The 17,806-nt window shown below is 43.1% G+C and carries 15 protein-coding genes and 2 pseudogenes; 13 read left to right on the top strand and 4 right to left on the bottom strand.

Translation table 11 applies throughout. The features are described 5' to 3' along the window. Window positions 1-12: 12 nt before the first annotated feature. From JCM16418_RS23710 to JCM16418_RS10935, 8 genes are all read left to right on the top strand, one after another. Window positions 13-1,203 (top strand): carbohydrate-binding domain-containing protein, encoded by a 1,191-nt coding sequence (locus JCM16418_RS23710; RefSeq protein ID WP_081765401.1) that lies wholly within the window; start codon window positions 13-15, stop codon window positions 1,201-1,203. A 23-nt stretch (window positions 1,204-1,226) separates the two neighbouring features. Beyond that, entirely contained in the window at window positions 1,227-2,372 is a 1,146-nt protein-coding gene (locus JCM16418_RS23715) for a carbohydrate-binding domain-containing protein (protein ID WP_052020204.1), read from the top strand. A 157-nt stretch (window positions 2,373-2,529) separates the two neighbouring features. Beyond that, complete coding sequence (locus tag JCM16418_RS10910) at window positions 2,530-2,925, top strand: hypothetical protein (protein WP_036648901.1); 396 nt, start codon at window positions 2,530-2,532, stop codon at window positions 2,923-2,925. 256 nt (window positions 2,926-3,181) lie between these two features. Beyond that, window positions 3,182-3,937, top strand: a complete 756-nt coding sequence (locus tag JCM16418_RS10915) for a class I SAM-dependent methyltransferase (protein ID WP_036648668.1) — start codon at window positions 3,182-3,184, stop codon at window positions 3,935-3,937. 153 nt (window positions 3,938-4,090) lie between these two features. Continuing rightward, complete coding sequence (locus JCM16418_RS10920; RefSeq protein WP_036648671.1) at window positions 4,091-4,582, top strand: pyridoxamine 5'-phosphate oxidase family protein; 492 nt, start codon at window positions 4,091-4,093, stop codon at window positions 4,580-4,582. Between the two features lie 328 nt (window positions 4,583-4,910). Then, the gene (ggt, locus tag JCM16418_RS10925; protein WP_052020205.1) at window positions 4,911-6,542 is read left to right on the top strand and encodes a gamma-glutamyltransferase; all 1,632 of its coding nucleotides are present in this window, start codon (window positions 4,911-4,913) and stop codon (window positions 6,540-6,542) included. A gap of 50 nt (window positions 6,543-6,592) precedes the next feature. Continuing rightward, entirely contained in the window at window positions 6,593-7,747 is a 1,155-nt protein-coding gene (locus JCM16418_RS10930; protein WP_036648673.1) for an oxalate decarboxylase family bicupin, read from the top strand. A 360-nt stretch (window positions 7,748-8,107) separates the two neighbouring features. After that, window positions 8,108-9,169, top strand: a complete 1,062-nt coding sequence (locus JCM16418_RS10935) for an LLM class flavin-dependent oxidoreductase (RefSeq protein ID WP_036648675.1) — start codon at window positions 8,108-8,110, stop codon at window positions 9,167-9,169. Between the two features lie 90 nt (window positions 9,170-9,259). On the opposite strand, the gene JCM16418_RS10940 is transcribed toward JCM16418_RS10935, so the two are convergent. Beyond that, window positions 9,260-10,144: a LysR family transcriptional regulator gene (locus tag JCM16418_RS10940; RefSeq protein ID WP_036648678.1), complete on the bottom strand. Its 885-nt coding sequence runs from the start codon at window positions 10,142-10,144 to the stop codon at window positions 9,260-9,262. A 140-nt stretch (window positions 10,145-10,284) separates the two neighbouring features. Here JCM16418_RS10940 and JCM16418_RS10945 point away from each other — a divergent pair, with 140 nt between their 5' ends. Beyond that, window positions 10,285-12,369: a YhgE/Pip domain-containing protein gene (locus JCM16418_RS10945; RefSeq protein ID WP_036648680.1), complete on the top strand. Its 2,085-nt coding sequence runs from the start codon at window positions 10,285-10,287 to the stop codon at window positions 12,367-12,369. Between the two features lie 156 nt (window positions 12,370-12,525). Here the strand turns inward: JCM16418_RS10945 and JCM16418_RS25835 are convergent. Beyond that, window positions 12,526-12,621, bottom strand: a pseudogene (locus tag JCM16418_RS25835) (SDR family NAD(P)-dependent oxidoreductase); the annotation flags it as partial. A gap of 104 nt (window positions 12,622-12,725) precedes the next feature. Here JCM16418_RS25835 and JCM16418_RS10950 point away from each other — a divergent pair. Continuing rightward, entirely contained in the window at window positions 12,726-13,787 is a 1,062-nt protein-coding gene (locus JCM16418_RS10950) for an endonuclease/exonuclease/phosphatase family protein (protein WP_036648682.1), read from the top strand. Window positions 13,788-13,828: 41 nt separating this feature from the next. Next, window positions 13,829-14,935: an MBL fold metallo-hydrolase gene (locus JCM16418_RS10955; protein ID WP_306304769.1), complete on the top strand. Its 1,107-nt coding sequence runs from the start codon at window positions 13,829-13,831 to the stop codon at window positions 14,933-14,935. A gap of 29 nt (window positions 14,936-14,964) precedes the next feature. Here the strand turns inward: JCM16418_RS10955 and JCM16418_RS10960 are convergent, their stop codons facing one another. Then, the gene (locus JCM16418_RS10960) at window positions 14,965-15,363 is read right to left on the bottom strand and encodes a DUF2752 domain-containing protein (RefSeq protein ID WP_242403791.1); all 399 of its coding nucleotides are present in this window, start codon (window positions 15,361-15,363) and stop codon (window positions 14,965-14,967) included. Continuing rightward, on the bottom strand, window positions 15,350-15,694 hold the full coding sequence (locus JCM16418_RS10965) for a DUF4234 domain-containing protein (protein WP_036648685.1): 345 nt from the start codon (window positions 15,692-15,694) through the stop codon (window positions 15,350-15,352). Before JCM16418_RS10965 ends, JCM16418_RS10960 begins: the two co-directional genes overlap by 14 nt. Before the next feature lie 267 nt (window positions 15,695-15,961). Here JCM16418_RS10965 and JCM16418_RS10970 point away from each other — a divergent pair. Together JCM16418_RS10970 and JCM16418_RS10975 are read left to right on the top strand one after the other, a co-directional pair. Further along, window positions 15,962-16,758: pseudogene (locus tag JCM16418_RS10970) on the top strand (alpha/beta fold hydrolase). Next, window positions 16,742-17,779 (top strand): sensor domain-containing diguanylate cyclase, encoded by a 1,038-nt coding sequence (locus JCM16418_RS10975; RefSeq protein ID WP_306304770.1) that lies wholly within the window; start codon window positions 16,742-16,744, stop codon window positions 17,777-17,779. The pseudogene JCM16418_RS10970 and the gene JCM16418_RS10975 overlap by 17 nt, the downstream one beginning before the upstream one ends. Window positions 17,780-17,806: the final 27 nt, after the last annotated feature.

Consider the following 17,806-nt stretch of genomic DNA (forward strand, 5'->3'; position numbering starts at 1 on the left):
AAAGAGGTTAGCATGATGAAGAATGTATATAAAACAAAAGTAGCCGCGCTTCTGACCGTATCTGCGATGTTGGCAGCGGGATGTAGCACCAGTACTTCAGGCTCTGTAAAGGATACAAGCAGTTCATCTACGGCTACTACAAATACGTCCTCAACCGACGCCAATAAGGCAAATGCGCAGTTAGCTGGTCTCAAACTGGATGATCTGGTGAAGTACGATGCTGATGATACGAAGGTGAATTGGGATGCGGAAAAATCGACTTCCATTACGCTGAGCGGTGCGGGAGCTAATGTTGTGAAAGGTTCAGGAGCTAAGGTGGATGGTAGTGTCATAACGATCTCATCGGCCGGCACCTACGTGCTGAGCGGCAAACTCAGCGACGGCAGTATTGTGATTGATGCGGGTGACGATGATATCGTGCACTTGGTGTTAAATGGTGCGCAGATTCAAAGTTCCACGAGCTCTGCGATTCATGTTAAGGGAGCGGGTAAAACCGTACTTACTTTATCTGAAGGTACTGAAAATGTTATATCTGATGGTAAAACGTATACTGGGCAAGAATCCGCCAAGGATGGACCGACCGCAGCCATTTATAGCAAAGATGATTTGACGATAAATGGTACGGGTAAGCTGAGCGTTCAAGGGAACTTCAAGGATGGAATCACCAGTAAAGACGATTTGAAAATTGTAAGCGGCACGCTGAATATAACGGCAGCCGACGACGGCATCGTCGGACGTGATTTGACTGCGGTTAAAGAAGGCAATATTACGATTCAAGCCGGTGGTGACGGCATCAAGTCGACAAACGATAGTGGGACAGACAAGGGGTATCTTGTTATTGGGGCAGGAGCGTTTGTCATAGATGCAGGTAGCGACGGATTACAAGCGGCTACCTCTATGCTAATTAACGGCGGCTCTTACAACTTGCGGACAGGCGGAGGGAATGCTAAGGCGGAGCCTCATAAAGAGGAACAGCCGCCGCAACGTCCTGATGCCCAAGGGCAAACAAAATCCAAGGAGAATGAGCAGGCCACGCCTTCGACAGCAAACACTTCAAAATCTACAGACTCCGCGCAAGCCGACTCTGAGGATAGTGAAACGCCAAGCACGAAGGGACTTAAAGCGGCATCTGGGATTTCTATAACAAACGGTATATTTAATATTGATTCGGCCATGATACGGTACACAGTAACGGCAGTATAAGTATTACGGGCGGACAGTTTAGATTGGCCACGGGCGATGATGGCATCCATGCCGATACATCCATTGCGATTTCAAATGGTATCATCAATATTACTAAAAGCTATGAAGGTATTGAGAGCGCAGATATCGCCATCTCTGGCGGCGAAATTCATGTCGTTTCCAGCGATGATGGCCTTAATGCCTCCGATGGAACAAGTAATACGCCTGGTGCTGGAGGTCCGGGACAGTTTGGAGGGCAAGGACAGCCTGGATCTCAGGGGAAAACAGGTGATCAAACGCAAACAGGTAATCAAATCAAGACCGGTGATCAAGTGAAGACTAGTGATCAAACACAAACTGGAGACAGTAAAACCCAATCAGAAGGAGATAAATCACAAGCAACTAATCAGGCCCAACCTCAAGGCGATGGCCAGGCACCAACCGGAGGGCCAGGAATGTCAGGAGGACAAGGTAGTTCCAGCAATGCGAAGCTGGCGATTAGCGGAGGATATATTACGGTTGATGCTGCAGGTGACGGACTCGACTCTAATGGTTCGATCGCCATGTCAGGCGGCACCGTGCTAGTGAATGGACCTACGATGGACGGTAACGGAAGCCTCGATTATGATGGAACGTTCGAACAATCTGGCGGGTTACTTGTAGCAGCCGGAAGCTCAGGCATGGCGCAGGCTCCATCCGAAACCTCCGCACAACGCGCTGTACTAATGAAGTTTCCGAGCAAGCTAGAGGCAGGAACCCTAGTTTCGCTGGTGGACAGCGCAGGCAAATCGATCGTAAATTTCACTCCTGCGAAATCTATTCAGAGTATTGTGGTTTCAACGCCGGAGCTTAAGGCGGGTGAAACGTATACCATTTACACAGGAGGAACTTCTGCAGGTACGCCGAAGGATGGCCTCTATGAAAGCGGCAAGCTGGAGGGCGGCACAAAAATCGTCAGCTTTAAGCTTGGTGATACCGTCACTTATGTAAATGAGTCGGGCGTAACAACCGGTGGTGGCGGCTTTGGCGGCGGCCGAGGACCAGGAGGTCCAGGTGAAGGTAGAGGCAAGGGAGGACCAACAGGAAATGGAGGTTCTGGTAGCCAAAGCGGTACTACAAATCAAGATGGACAAAATGCAGGAGTAGGTAACGCGAACGCGAAAAATACAGAAAAGGATACGTCTAACTGAAGGTGAGAAGGTTGGGCTAGCATCGATGGTGCCTCATAAGGTATTCGTTAAGAAAGCGATGAATTTTACACCCCAAACGAGTAATAATAAGTTATATATAACAATATATGGTACAATGAGGATCGAAACGAAAGAAATCCATTTAAGGTGGGTGGAAATGAAGAGACCTCTTGGAGTATCCTTAATTAGTTACTTTTATATGTTTGGTGCCGGCGTAATGATTCTCACTGCAATATTCTTTAATGCAAATGCAGATGAATTTGGCATCGCAGAGCGGTTTGGTATACCGAACGTTCCAGAACGAATATTTAGGATGATCGTGGCTATGGGCTCCCTTCTTATCATATATGGTTATATGCGTTTAAAAAGATGGGGATTTTGGTTGATGATTGTATACTCATTAGGATTTGGCGTCATAAGTTATGGTCTGTTATTCTCACACGATAAACAACCGTTTATAGGCAATCTTATATGGTCAGTCATCGTTTTAGTTTATACACTTTGCGTCAGAAGGTCCTTTTTCACTAGAGAAAAGAAGTATTACGAACATTAAATTCTTATCCATTAGCAAGCGAAAGCGATAGAACGAGGAACCTAACTCATTCAATCGTTTTCGCTTCTTTGCATATGCCGTTCATTCGATATCTAAAGTTGTTGTTATCAAGACATTGCCCTTGAATATGTGCTAGCTATTTTTTAAGATGTACTCTAAAATATAATTATTAAAACCCAGTTTCACTTAGTGAAACTAACGTTTGTAGAATGACTCAGTCTTTACATTTATTATTTGATAGGGAGCGTGGTTATTTATGAATAACAAAGAACGTTTTACTGATCGAGTGGAATCGTATGTAAAGTATCGCCCGAGTTATCCTGAAGAAGCTATTGATTATTTATACGACATTATTGGATTGCATTCAAATGGTTTGGTAGCCGATATCGGTGCAGGCACAGGTATTTTTTCGGAATTACTACTGGAACGAGGAAGCCTTGTTACGGCTGTTGAACCGAATCAAGAAATGCGGGAAGCTGCGGAGAAAAAGCTTGAAGGTAAAACGGGGTTTCGTGCGGTTTCTGGGTCTGCTGAGGTGACGGGATTGCCCGATCAATCCATTGATTTTATCGTTTGTGCTCAAGCGTTTCACTGGTTTAATCGTAGTGCCGCGCAAGCTGAGTTTAAACGAATTCTGAAACCAGGCGGGAAGGTTGTTTTGTTATGGAACTCCCGTCTCACTAAAGGAACACCATTTCGGGAAGAGTATGAGCAACTACTTCAGACATTCGGCACCGACTACCAACAGGTTAATCATAAAAACATTTCAGATGACATATTGGATTCTTTTTTCAAAGGTGGGAACATGCAAGAAGCGCGGTTCATGAACCAACAAGTATTTGATTTTGAAGGATTGAGTGGTCGCTTGCAGTCTTCATCATACAGTCCCGTATCTGGAGACCCTCGTTACGAAACGATGATGAATGAACTACGAAATCTATTTGAACGGAATAAAGAGGATGATAAGGTGTTTTTTGAGTATGAGACCGAAGTATATTGGGGCGAGGTTTAATATAAGGAAGTAACAATTGAACAAATGGATTGAATCACCCGGGTTTGTCTAATTGGAATTCTGTTTAATACTAGAGTGAAGACTACTTGATGCTGAGGCATAGTACACTTTTGTGCAGGATATGGATCAACAATAAACCAATGAGGTGATGACATGTTAAATACACATGAAGCAAACCAAGAGGCTATTGAAACGGTCAGAGATATTATCAAAGGTATTGATGTTGCCATGCTCACAACCATGAGCAGTGAGGGGTTAGTATCCCGTCCCATGAGTACTCAGGAAGTGGAATTCGACGGAGATCTGTGGTTTATGACTAAGAAAGAAACAAGTGTATATCAAGAAATTCTACAACAATCGAACGTGAATGTAGCATATGTACATAAATCCTATGTGTCGATTCGCGGCGAAGCTGAAATTGTGGAGGATCAAGCGAAATTAAAAGAGTTTTGGAACGATTCATATGCCAAATTCTTTGGCGGATCGTACGACGATCCGAGTCTAGTCTTGATCAAAATCAAGGCCGAGACCGCTGAGTATTGGGAAACGGGTAATAAAACGAAGATGGTCAAGAGTCTGTTTAAGAAAATGACAGGTAAAGGATCTGACGATATAGATTTGAACGAAACCGTGGATTTGAAATAGGGCACATAATGGAACAATTCATAAGTGTTAAAAGCCAGCTCCTTAAATAAGGGGCTGGCTTTTTAACGTTTAAGTTATTCTTTTGATCATTAGTTTATAGGGAATCTGCTTGTATTACTTAAAAATTTGGCGTGTGTAAAACCTTAATTCAATTGGTTTTATTTTGCGATGAGTACGATACGATTGAGAGCAGCAAGATTTTCTGAAGAATCATAGTTGGAATCTAATTTCCTAATTATGGAGTTTTATTACCATTAAATTGGGTAATTAGGTAATTAGGCCTCCACACCACTGTGGAAGCACTCTATTTATTTAGGAGGGTGAGCGAATGAACTATAGTTCAGACAAGATAGGAAGAGACACGGATCCTCGGTACGGAAGATCCTATATTGCGAGAAATTCAGCAGTGGCTACACCAAGTAACTTAGCTACTATAGCTGCCAACCAAATATTAAATAAAGGTGGCAGCGCAGTGGATGCAATGGTAGCAGCAAACTCCGTATTAAGTGTTGTTTTTCCCCACATGACAGGTGCGGGTGGAGATGCATTCTGGCTCATCTATGATGCCAAAACAGGAAAGCGACATTCTTTGAATGCTTCGGGAAGGTCAGGCTCAAAGGTATCAAAGGATTGTTACTCCAAGGAACATGGGATTGATGTTCGAGGACCCAAATCAGCTAATACCGTACCCGGTGCGGTGAGTGGTTGGACGGAAGCACACCGAAAGCTCGGCAAGCTTCCTCTTTCTGAATGTCTCCAGCCTGCCATAGATTATGCTAGAAATGGATTTCCGGTTGGCGATTCCTTAGCAAAATTCTCTGAAATTGCGATAGACCTACTGAGAACTTATCCAACAACTGCTGAGACTTTCCTCAAGAATGGCGTCGCTCCTTATATGACGGGCGATATCATGAGAAATCCAAAATTCGCTAATACGCTGGAAAGCATCGCACAAGGTGGATCTGATGCCTTTTATAAAGGTGAAATTGCCTCCGAGATTTGTAGCTTTCTTCAGGATCAGGGAGGGTTTCTAACAACTGAAGATTTCGCCAATCATCAAGCCGACTGGGGAAGTCCTTTGGAGATTGATTATCGTGAATGGAAAGTCATTGCCCCACCTCCAAACTCTGCGGGCTTTGTCACTTTACAAATTCTTGGCATGATGGAACATATGGACATTAAGAACATGGCTGGGGACGATAGTGATCTCATTGATGCGTTCACACGTGCTACAGAATTCTCCTTTATCGACCGTGACAACTACTTAGATGATCCAGCTTTTAATGAGATCCCTATGGATACGTTGTTAAGCAAGGATTATCTCCATGATCGCGTAAAAAAATTGCATGATTCCACTTTGGGCCCACCTGAGAAGGGATTTGCCAAAAAAGGAGATACCACCTTCAGTTGTGCAGTCGATGCTGAGGGAAACTCAGTTGGCGTAATCCAGAGTCTTTACTGGGAATGGGGTTCCGGATTAGTAGCTGGAGGTACAGGGATGCTTCTGCAGAACAGGGGGACTCATTTTTCTCTAGATCCAACATCGCGGGATAGGCTTGAACCCAATAAGCGTCCTGCTCATACTCTAACCTGTTCGATGGTTATGAAAGACGACAAGCCAGAGATGGTTGTTGGCGCGATGGGCGGCGACGGGGAACCGCAGACTCAGGCCATAATTATTATGCGAGTGCTTGACCAAGGATATTCCGTTCAGGAAGCAATCGACGCACCTAGATGGCTTTTAGGGAGAACTTGGGGTGATCAAATTAGAGGTCTGAGACTCGAAGGAAGATATGATGAATCCATAGCTAAAAGGTTACAAGAACTCGGTCATGAGAATGTTGAAATTATTGAGAACTTTAGTGATCTTATGGGGCACGCTCAAGCCATTCGAATTTGGCCAGATCGTCTCGAAGCGGGTGCTGATCCGCGTGCAGATGGGCTAGCTATCGGTAACTGAACCTATGTAATAAATATATGATCTACGAATAAGAAAGGAGATCTAAGATTATGAATAATACTAACCAAAAAACTAATCCACAACCAATAAAATGGGATAAAGGAGGCGAAATTTGGGGAGCTCGCAATGTACCTAGAGACCTCCAAAGTCCTGATATTCTTGTCCCGCCAGATACGGATCATGGAACCATGCCTAACCTGAAGTATGCCTTCGCTGATTCTCATATGCGTGTCGAGCACGGCGGTTGGTCTCGCGAAGTTACCATTAGAGAACTACCGGCTTCAAAGACCATTGCTGGTGTGAACATGCACTTAGAACCTGGTGGTGTACGTGAACTTCATTGGCATAAGGAAGCTGAATGGTCCTTTATGATTAAAGGTAAGGCAAGAATTACGGCCATTAATCCGGATGGAAGAGAGTTTATTGACGATGTGGAAGCTGGTGATCTATGGTATTTCCCATCGGGTATTCCTCACTCCATCAAAGGCCTCAGTGAGGGCTGTGAATTTATATTGGTATTTGATGATGGAGCCTTCTCGGAAAATAGTACATTCTCCATCACAGATTGGTTTGCTCATACCCCGAAAGACGTTTTGTCAGCGAACTTTGGTGTACCCGAAGAGAGTTTTGATTTAATACCTAAGCATGAAGTATACATGTATCAAGGAGAGGTTCCTGGTCCAATTGTTCAGGAAATGGCGACCCATCCGAATAAATCTGTAAATATTCCTTTCAGTTTCAAGCTAATGGATCAAGAGCCGATTGTAACAAGCGGCGGAAAAGTGCGTATCGTAGACTCCAATAGCTTTAAAATTTCTAGAACTATTGCTGCCGCTCTAGTTGAAGTTGAACCTGGTGGGATCCGCGAGCTGCATTGGCATCCTAACCAAGATGAGTGGCAATACTATTTAGAAGGTCAGGGAAGAATGACCGTATTTGCTTCTGGTGGAAAGGCCCGTACTTATGATTACCAAGCAGGGGATGTAGGCTATGTACCTTTTGCTATGGGACATTACGTTCAGAATACAGGTGACAAACCGCTTAGATTTCTTGAAATGTTCAGAAGCGACCATTTTGCTGACGTGTCTCTCAATCAGTGGATGTCTCAAACTCCGCCTCATCTGTTGAAGGAGCATTTACATCTAGACGATTTATTTATAGAGAAAGCTCTTCATAAGGACAAGCGGCCTAACGTGAAATTTTAGTTGAGCAATCATCCGTATTTTAGATTCAATAGAAAATAAACAATATTTAAAGGATTGAATCCTAGGTCAAATCAAATAAATTGGAGTTTAAGGTGCTGAGTCTATCAGCACCTTTTTATTATGCCATGTAATCCATGAATGGAGTCGAGCTATTCTTCATAGTGCTGTTTAAAAAATTTGAATATTTAATAAATTCATGGTGTTCGTTTGTTTTCCCTATATATCAAATATTAAGATGTAGCTATAGCATGTTTACTTGAAAATAGCAGAATAATAGTTCAATATAAAGATATATGGTATTAAAGTTTTTTGGCTTTCTAGAGGTTGATGGAGGAAGCGTCTAAATAGGAGGGACTACCCGTGGAAATTGGTATTAGTACGTTTGTAGAAACAACGCCGGATGTTCAAACAGGTGAAGTGATGAGTCACGCACAGCGTTTGCGCGAAGTGGTCGAGGAAATTGTTCTTGCCGATCAGGTGGGACTTGATGTGTTTGGTGTAGGTGAGCATCACCGAGAAGATTATGCGGCATCTTCTCCAGCACTTGTGCTGGCTGCAGCCGCATCACAGACAAAACGGATTCGGTTGACCAGTGCGGTGACGGTGCTCTCGTCTGCTGATCCAGTGCGGGTATTTCAGGATTTCGCTACGCTGGATGGTATTTCAAACGGACGTGCGGAGATTATGGCGGGTAGAGGTTCCTTTATCGAATCGTTTCCGTTGTTTGGTTATGACCTCAATGATTATGATGAACTGTTTGATGAGAAGTTGGAATTGCTCCTTAAGATACGGGAGTCTGAAAAAGTAACTTGGGAAGGTAAGCACCGCCCAGCGATTCACCATTTGGGCGTGTATCCACGTCCCGTTCAAGATCCTTTACCGGTATGGATTGGTAGCGGCGGCAATCAGGAGTCGGTGATCCGTGCAGGCTTGCTTGGACTGCCGCTGGTGCTTGCGATTATTGGTGGAAAACCGACCCAGTTTGCTCCGCTTGTAGAGCTGTATAAGAAAGCGGCAGCACACGCGGGTCATGATGTATCAAAGCTTGCGGTTGGTTCACATTCGCATGGCTTTATTGCGGAGGAAACAGAGCTTGCAGCTAATAAATTCTTCCCTTCTACTCAAGCAAGCATGAGTAAGCTTGGTAAGGAGCGGGGATGGGGACCTTATACCCGTTCTACCTTTGATGCTGCACGCAGCTTTGAAGGGGCGCTGTACGTTGGCGATCCGGAGACCGTTGCGAAGAAAATCATTCATCTTCGTAAAAATGTGGGTGTTACACGCTTTATGCTGCATGTACCGGTGGGTACGATGCCGCATGCTGATGTCATGAGAGCCGTTGAATTGCTAGGAACCGAGGTAGCTCCTAGAGTTCGTGAGGAAATTGCCAAGTGGGAAGCAGAGACCGGAGGACAGAAGTAAGAAATAAATGAAGGCGCCTGAATCAGGCGCCTTTTTATTTTACCCTTAGCGTGGTCTGGGCGATCCCATTCATAAGAGTCGCGGAATCCTTTAAAGAGCTAGTTTAGCAAAGTATTGTATAACATGTTTTTGGAAGCTTTGAGCAGCCAAAGATAAATAGTGTCGATTTGACCAGCTTAACCCAATGGTTCTTTGGCAATTAGGCTCAGTAATTTTCAGACGGGCTAACGTCGGCCTAGTACTCTGTTGTATGGAGAGAGCGGGGATAAAAGCAATGCCGAGCCCTTGTTTCACCAGTCCTCCAATGGTTTCTGGGTCATCTCCCTCAAAAGCGATATTCGGTGTGAAGCCTGCCTCCTTACAAAATTCGTCCGTTAGGTCTCTGAAGCCATAACCTGCGTTCATACCAATAAACGCTTCATCCTTCGCTTCAATTAAACGGATCGCTTCTCGTTTCGCCAAGGAATGTTCGGGGGGAGTAAGGAGGTATATCTCTTCTGTCATGAGTGACTGCCATTCGAGTTCATTCCCTTCAATAGGGAGAGAGGTGATGCAGAAATCGACCTCGCCGTTCTCGAGTAAACGTTTCATGGATGATGTAGATTCGATACGCTGATGAAAACTGACATTTGGGAATTCTCTTAGAAATGATCCGAGCAAGTCAGGGAGTAATTTAGGAATAGATACGGCTAAGGAGATACTTCCTCTATCGAGGCTAGCGAGATCCTGAAGTTCACGTCTTCCCTCCTGAAGTTCCATGAATATATGGTCTACACGCTCAAGAAAGGCCTTCCCATAGCTATTTAGTTGCAATTGCCGACCATGGCGGTCGAACAAGGGTACACCTAGATCTGCCTCCAGACGGCTAATCGTTTTACTAAGTGAGGGCTGGGAAATATGTAATTCCTCAGAGGCTTTGGTCACATGCTCTGTTCTTGCTACAGTTTGAAAATAGCGCAGTTGAAGAAGTTCCACGCGAGTGTTACCCCCTTGAATTTTTTTATATAGACCAGAGTCTATATATTTATAGATTATTATGTATTATACATTATAAGTCTCGCTCATTATAATCATTCAGTGACTTTATTATATTGTGGACAGAATGGAGCGAGCTCGTGAAAGGATTACATTTATTTTTAAAGGACTGGCTTCATATTATTAAACATAAGCAAGCCAGAATTGCCGTCATTATTCTGTTAGTGATTCCGCTTTTGTATGCGGGAATGTTTCTAATGGGTTATTGGGATCCCTATGGAAATCTAGATAAGTTATCTGTAGCGGTTGTAAATTCGGACAAAGGTGCGCAGATGAATGGGAAGCCTATTCATGTCGGGGAGGATCTAGTAGACAATTTAAGTACAAATAAAACGCTGGATTTTCATTTTGTATCATCAGACAATGCGGAGAAAGGCTTAGCGAACGGGCAGTACGCGATGCTTGTACGCATCCCTGACGATTTCTCTCAGAAAGTAACTACGCTAATGGATGAAAGTCCGAAGCCGGCTGATCTCATTTACAAGACAAATCCGGGAAACAATTTTATTGCAGGCCAAGTCGGAGCAACTGCAATTACTAAGCTGAAGGATGAGATCAGTAATGAAATTACCAAGTCATACACACAAGCGGTATTCGATAACATTGGAAGCATGTCGGACGGATTCGCTAAGGCAGGTAATGGTGCAACGGAGTTAAGTGATGGAACTAAAAAGGCAAATGCGGGTCTACATTCGGTGCAGGATGGAATTGATACGCTTGCGGATGGAGCAACGAAGTTGTCCAAAGGGGCAGCGCCTCTGGCTCATGGTGCAGAGCAGCTTGATCAAAGTATGAACCGCTTGAAAGGTGGAGCCGCAGCTTTATCAACAGGAATAGATCAGCTAAGTGCGGCACATCGACAACTGGAGCAAGGGGATAAGGCTGTAGACAAAGGCCTCGGTTCGTTGGATGCAGGATTAGACAAGATGGCTGGTATTACATCTCAGGCTCAAACCGATGCGAAGAGTCTGACCAAGCAACTGAGAACGTATTTGCAGAACCATTCAGGAGTACAGCAGCAAGAACCAAAGCAGGACCCACAGCAAGATGAACAACAAGAAAAGCAGCCACAGCAGCAACCCAAGCAGGATCAGGAGCTAAAGGCCATACTAGACAAAGCTGAAGCATTGACCAGTCAATTAAATGCAATTCATAATGGTCAAACCCAGCAAATCAAGGGCATGAATACATTGCAGTCAGCATCCAATCAGGTATCTAATGGTTTGAATCAGTTTGGTACCAAGCTCGCTCAAGCAGGTGTAGGAGCCAGTCAGCTTAAGACAGGTGCCTCACAAATGACAACGGGTATGGATACCTGGAAGAAAGGGTTTAATCAAATTCGGGTAGGGATTGATGGACTTGCTGAGGGTAGTGGACAACTACGAACAGGATCACAATCCTTAGCTGGGGGTATGCTTAAGCTAGTGGATGGCAGTGAGAAGTTATCGAATAGTCTGAGCGGGGCTGCCAAAGAGACTGCAGGCGTTCATAGCACAGACGCCACGCTAGATATGTTCTCACGCCCGGTACAAGTAGTGGAGAAACAGATTAACCCCGTATCTAATTATGGTACGGCCATGACTCCTTATTTTCTAACCTTAGGATTGTTCGTGGGAGGACTTATTGCGGCGAATATTATTCACTATAGTAGAACAGCAAAAGAGGGAGTATCCGGTTGGAATCATTTTGTAAATAAATTAATGCTGATTTTATCGATTTCCGTATTACAAGCTCTTATCGTGGATGCTGTGATTCTGTATGGATTCGATATCCACGTCTTTAGTATTCCGAAGTTCATTTTCCTTAGTCTAATCGCAGCATTTACCTATTCAACTTGTATCTTTATGCTTATCGCGGTGTTTGGATCTCTAGGTCGTCTAGCCGCCATATTCTTACTTGTTATGCAGCTGGCATCCTCTGGGGGGACGTTCCCCTTGCAAATGTCATCACCATTCATTCAATTTATTAGTAAAATCTTACCCATGACCTATGCGGTAGACGGATTCCGCAGCGTTATTTCTACAAATGATTGGAGTCAATATTGGCATAGTACGGGTGCATTAATCGGCTACATCGTTGCCTTCGTTATTGTGGCCATGGCGATTATCTTATTTAGCAATAAGAAAAACCAATCGGCAGTTCAAACACCGTCTGCTTCGATATAAGAATAAGAATATTAATATGTATAATAAAAGAGAGCCTGTACCGTATTCCAAGGTACAGGCTCTTGATTTTATTAAAAAAGCGTAAGTAATTTGAAACCGCCTTTGACCGCTGCATAGACAGTAACGCCTATGAATGTCGATGGTTTGCTGCTAAGCATCCACACTTAGTAAATGGGCGGGAGCATCTTTTGCAATACCAGCATTTGCGAATAAAATATTGAGTTTGCCGTATTTGCTTACGGTTTCAGCAATCCGAGCACAGCTTCATCACCAAATTGCAGCATGAACTGTAAGTCAAACTTATAGTTATGCTATTATACGGAAGAGTTACAAACGAAGGAGGCTGGGTAAGTTTCATGATAAAGAAGACTTTAAAGTGGTTAGGCTGGATTGTGCTCATTCCCGTGCTTATTATTGCCCTATTTCTGATCTATATTACAGTAGATGATTATAAGCCCGCCGCACAAGTAGAGCTACAAACCAGTAATAATAAAGGTGAAAACCTTAAGCAGGGGGAGCCCTTCACGGTTACTACCTTCAATATTGGTTATGCTGGGCTAGATCAGGGTCAGGATTTCTTCATGGATGGTGGAACCATGTCTCGGTCGAGTAGCAAGAAGCAAACGGAAGCGAATCTATCTTCTATTGGAGATATATTAGAGGATACGGGCTCAAATCTATATTTACTACAGGAAGTTGATGTGAATTCCTCGCGTAGCAATCATATTAACGAAGTCGAAGAACTAACGAATCGATTCCCAACATACAGCAGCACATTTGCCATTAACTATAAGGTGCCTTGGGTACCTATCCCTGTGCTGCATCCGATGGGCTCGGTACATAGCGGATTACTGACCTTATCTACGCTACATAGTGCATCAAGTACTCGATTTGATCTGCCAGGTAAGGAAAAGTGGCCTGTACAGCAGAATGAGCTTGATCGTGCATTTATTGCCAGCAGATTTCCCGTAAACAATGGCAAGGAACTGGTACTGATTAATTTACATTTGTCAGCGTTTGATAAGGGAGGTAACATTCGCAAGCAGCAGCTTGATTTTCTAGCGAGTTTCATTAAGCAGGAGATGGAAAAAGGGAGCTATCTGATTATGGGTGGGGACTGGAATCATTCTCTTCCGGGAACCGATTCTAGCCAATTCAAGACGACGCAGGGCTGGCCAGAATGGCTGCAGGCTTTTCCTGAAACCTTCACACCTAAAGGGTTCCAATGGGCCAATGATCCGTCTACGCCTAGCGTGCGGACATTAGATGTATCTTATCAGGCAGGCGTTAATTTTCGCGCTGTTATCGATGGTTTTCTTATATCTCCAAATATCGAGATTGTCAGTGTACAAGGGCATGATCTGAGCTTCAAGAACAGTGATCATAACCCTGTCACAGGTAGCTTTATTTTGAAATAAGGATGTGAGGAAATAAATAATTAGGATGGGATGAATGAGAGATGTCCACGATGATTGTTTTCATCTGTATTATTCTGGTATTCATAGTCGTAACACTTCTATTTCTGAATTTTTATCCACCATTTGGTGGCAATCCATCCAAGGAGAAGCTTCGTCAATATCGTAATTCTCCAAACTTCAGAAAGAATACGTTCTTGTATCCAGAGCCTACGAAGTCATTTGAGCCTCGGCTGAAGAACGTTACATCGTTACTGCGAGATTATATGAAAGGGAATCCAAAGGTAAAGCCTGACAAGAGCATTCCAATGGATTATTTGGATCTACATGATTTAGATGGGCAAACACGGCCCACCATCACTTGGTTTGGTCATTCGGCTTTGTTACTCCAAATCGAAGGCACAAAAATACTGCTAGACCCCATGCTTGGGCATTACGCTTCGCCCGTTCAGAAGTTTGGCAGTAAAAGATATAGCAAAGAATTGCCGTTCGAACTTGAACAGTTGTCGACTATTGATGCGGTTGTTTTGTCACATGATCATTATGATCATTTGGACTACGGAACCATTATGAAGCTGAAGGATAAGGTGACACAGTTCATCGTACCTTTAGGTGTTGGGATTCATCTGGAACGCTGGGGTATCGATCCCAAGAGGATTAGCGAGCATGACTGGTGGGATGAATATGAGTTTCAGGGGCTAAAATTTGCTTGTACGCCATCAAGGCATTTTTCGGGAAGAAGCTTGTTTAATGGCGGCTCAACGCTATGGTGCTCATGGGTCATTGAAGCTAAAGAGACAAAAGTGTTTTTTAGCGGAGATAGTGGATACGGCCCTCACTTTGAGCAAATTGGAGATAAGTATGGTCCGTTTGATCTAACGTTAATGGAATGCGGTCAATATGACGCAAGATGGTCTAATATTCATATGATGCCAGAAGAATCGGTACAGGCTCATATGGACGTCAAGGGACAAGTGATGATTCCTATCCATTGGTCTGCGTTTACCTTGGCGCTTCATGATTGGACCGATCCGATCGAGCGCGTGACCCTTGCGGCTAAGAAGCGGGATGTTCACATCTCAACGCCAAAAATCGGAGAAACCGTGTTGATCGGATCGAATGAATATCCATCATCGATTTGGTGGAAGTAAAGGAATCATCATTTGGCGGGCGACCAAGACTACGGAATCTCCGTTGGTGCTAAGAAATCAAAGATAGGAATATTCCGCAGCAGCCCAAATGCAAGGGTTACGATCAACATTACAGCCATAATTCCATTGCTCGTACGATTCATTTGCTTCTTCTGTGTAATAAAGTACATCACATACAAAGGAAGTAAGATAAACACCAAGGGATTATATCTAAATGCCTGAACCCCATCGAGTCTCAATAGCGAAAGAATGACTCTCGTCATTCCACATCCAGGGCAATAGAGCCCTGTTAACTCATGGAAAACACACGGAATACCGATGTTTGTCACGGGTAGCCATACTTTGAGATACAATAATGCCCCAACGCCAAGCGAGCCACCCCAAAATAGTTTGGGGTGGCTCTTTGAATTCCTCTTAATATTTAGCAAGTCGATTAACATCCGATTGAACTAAAGCATACGTGACAATACTCAGACCAAAGAAATTAATTACAAGGTAAAGAATTGAATTATCCGATACGATATGGCCACGTTGCCTTTGCGCCTCAGCAACTTGCTTACCTACTTGATAGGACCAGATGTAGCTCCATATGCCACATGTGACCAAGGTTAAGAGGAAATGCTTACCTCCTGTAAATGAATAATCCCCACTTGCTTGGCCGACCTCATTGGTTAACACAATAAACCAATAGATCCCATAAAATCCACATGTTACGATGGTTAAAACTATGGCTAATGCAACACTTCTCTGACTATTCATTACACACCGTCCTGTTAATCTATGTATTATTGTACTCTCTAAAGCAGTTTCTGACAGGATATGAAAAAAACCGACAATATTATCATATTAAAATATGAATATATATACAATACAAAAATTTACAATACTGAGTTTGATTGAACTTAGCCATATTTCATTCAAATTTAGTTTAATTTTCTTCATAAAATGAATAGAATTAACCTTGATATTTATATGGCGTACATTCAGAATGAAGAGAAAGCTTTTTAATAGAGGGAGTTATATGGAATGATTGATATCATTGCTCGTAATAACGTAAACGTAATAGGAGAAGGTGATCGTATCATTATGTTAGCGCATGGATTTGGATGTGACCAAAGCATGTGGCAATATATTACGCCTTCATTTGTGAATAAGTATCGTATCGTTCTTTTTGATTATGTAGGCTCTGGAAAGTCAGACTTATCAGCATATACGACAGAGAAATATAGTACATTTGGTGGCTATGTACAGGATGTTCTGGATATCATTGAGTCGCTAGAGCTCACCAATGTTATTTTTATAGGGCATTCGGTTAGTTCGATGATTGGGATGCTTGCATCTATCGAGCGGCCTGACTATTTTGATCGATTGATTATGATCGGACCTTCCCCGCGCTATTTAAATGAGGGTAAGGATTACGTCGGGGGTTTTGAGAAAAGTGATATTACAGAACTACTGGATATGATGGAGATGAATTTTGCAGGATGGGCTAGCTTTCTGGCGCCGCTTGCTATGAATAATCCAGAGCTTCCTATGCTATCGAAGGAGCTGGAACGAAGCTTTATTTCGGCAGATCCAGTGATTGCTAGAGAGTTTGCCGAAGTTACTTTTTTATCAGATCATCGGTCGTTTTTATCAAAAGCTACCATTCCTACACTCATTATGCAGTGCTCGGATGATAGTATCGTTCCAATAGAAGTAGGAGATTATCTACATACCCACCTAAAGAATAGTACGTTACGATTAATGGAGCAAAGGGTCATTACCCTCATATTAGCCATCCAGAAGAAACGGTTCGTTTAATTCATGAGTATCTTCAATAAAACGGACGAGATACTGCTGCACCTGAGAGGATATAAGAAAATGGATGAGAGACTGAATCATGCGCCATGCGGTTATATTTCCATTACACATGAAGGAATCGTTAGGGATGTGAATCAAACATTCCTGGATAAGATGGGGTATAAGCACGAAGATCTGGTAGAAAAGCATTTTGAATCGATCATGTCTACGGCCAACAAACTCATATTTCATTCATATTTTTACCCTTTTATTAATTTGAATGGACATGTGGAAGAGTTGTTCATCAATTTAAAAGATAATACAGGACAGTCGATTCCTCATATATTAAATGGAAGACGTTTTGTGCATGAAGGCGAAGAGGTTATTGATTGTGTGCTTGTACAGATGGGTAAACGTATTGATTATGAGCTAGAGCTGCGCACGGCTAAGAAACAGATAGAGGAAGCTTACTGGGAGAAGGATCAGGCCCATGCGAAGCTGAAACAAATTCATAAGGAAATTGAACATAAGCAAAAGGAACTAATGAATATGAATTCCATTCTTGTAGAACTGTCTACGACAGATAAGCTTACAGGTCTAAGGAATCGAAGATTTTTTCAAGAGAAGTTAGAAGAGCATATTATACAATTTAGCACGACATCAGAGCCTTTTTCATTACTCATCATTGATATCGATCATTTTAAACAAGTGAATGATACTTGGGGACATCAAACGGGTGATGATGTATTAGAAAATCTTGCGAGTATCTTACAGTTACATTCTCGTGCAGATGATATTGTGGCAAGGTATGGCGGGGAGGAATTTGTGCTCATTTTGCCTCATGTGGGTGTGACTGATTCGAAGATTATAGCGGAGAGGTTAAGACATGCGGTAGCCCATGCGTCTTGGAAAACAGGGAATTTAACGGTAAGTATAGGCATAGCTACAATGGACTCAAACGATTCTGATGTAACCTTATTAAAGAAGGCTGATGAGGCGCTTTACTTTGCCAAAGAACATGGCAGGAATCGCGTAATACACTGTATCGATATGAATGAATAAAGACAAAACTCGCTTCCATGCATTCAC

Source organism: Paenibacillus pini JCM 16418 (genome assembly GCF_000576305.1).
GTDB lineage: Bacteria > Bacillota > Bacilli > Paenibacillales > Paenibacillaceae > Paenibacillus_AQ > Paenibacillus_AQ pini.

Excerpts from the sequence above, each read along its gene's own strand:
- JCM16418_RS10965 (WP_036648685.1), bottom strand. The coding sequence starts at position 15,694 with ATGAATAGTCAGAGAAGTGTTGCATTAGCCATAGTTTTAACCATCGTA.
- JCM16418_RS10950 (WP_036648682.1), top strand. The coding sequence starts at position 12,726 with ATGATAAAGAAGACTTTAAAGTGGTTAGGCTGGATTGTGCTCATTCCC.
- ggt (WP_052020205.1), top strand. The coding sequence starts at position 4,911 with ATGAACTATAGTTCAGACAAGATAGGAAGAGACACGGATCCTCGGTAC.
- JCM16418_RS10910 (WP_036648901.1), top strand. The coding sequence starts at position 2,530 with ATGAAGAGACCTCTTGGAGTATCCTTAATTAGTTACTTTTATATGTTT.
- JCM16418_RS10915 (WP_036648668.1), top strand. The coding sequence starts at position 3,182 with ATGAATAACAAAGAACGTTTTACTGATCGAGTGGAATCGTATGTAAAG.
- JCM16418_RS10955 (WP_306304769.1), top strand. The coding sequence starts at position 13,829 with ATGTCCACGATGATTGTTTTCATCTGTATTATTCTGGTATTCATAGTC.
- JCM16418_RS10930 (WP_036648673.1), top strand. The coding sequence starts at position 6,593 with ATGAATAATACTAACCAAAAAACTAATCCACAACCAATAAAATGGGAT.
- JCM16418_RS23710 (WP_081765401.1), top strand. The coding sequence starts at position 13 with ATGATGAAGAATGTATATAAAACAAAAGTAGCCGCGCTTCTGACCGTA.
- JCM16418_RS10975 (WP_306304770.1), top strand. The coding sequence starts at position 16,742 with ATGAGTATCTTCAATAAAACGGACGAGATACTGCTGCACCTGAGAGGA.
- JCM16418_RS10920 (WP_036648671.1), top strand. The coding sequence starts at position 4,091 with ATGTTAAATACACATGAAGCAAACCAAGAGGCTATTGAAACGGTCAGA.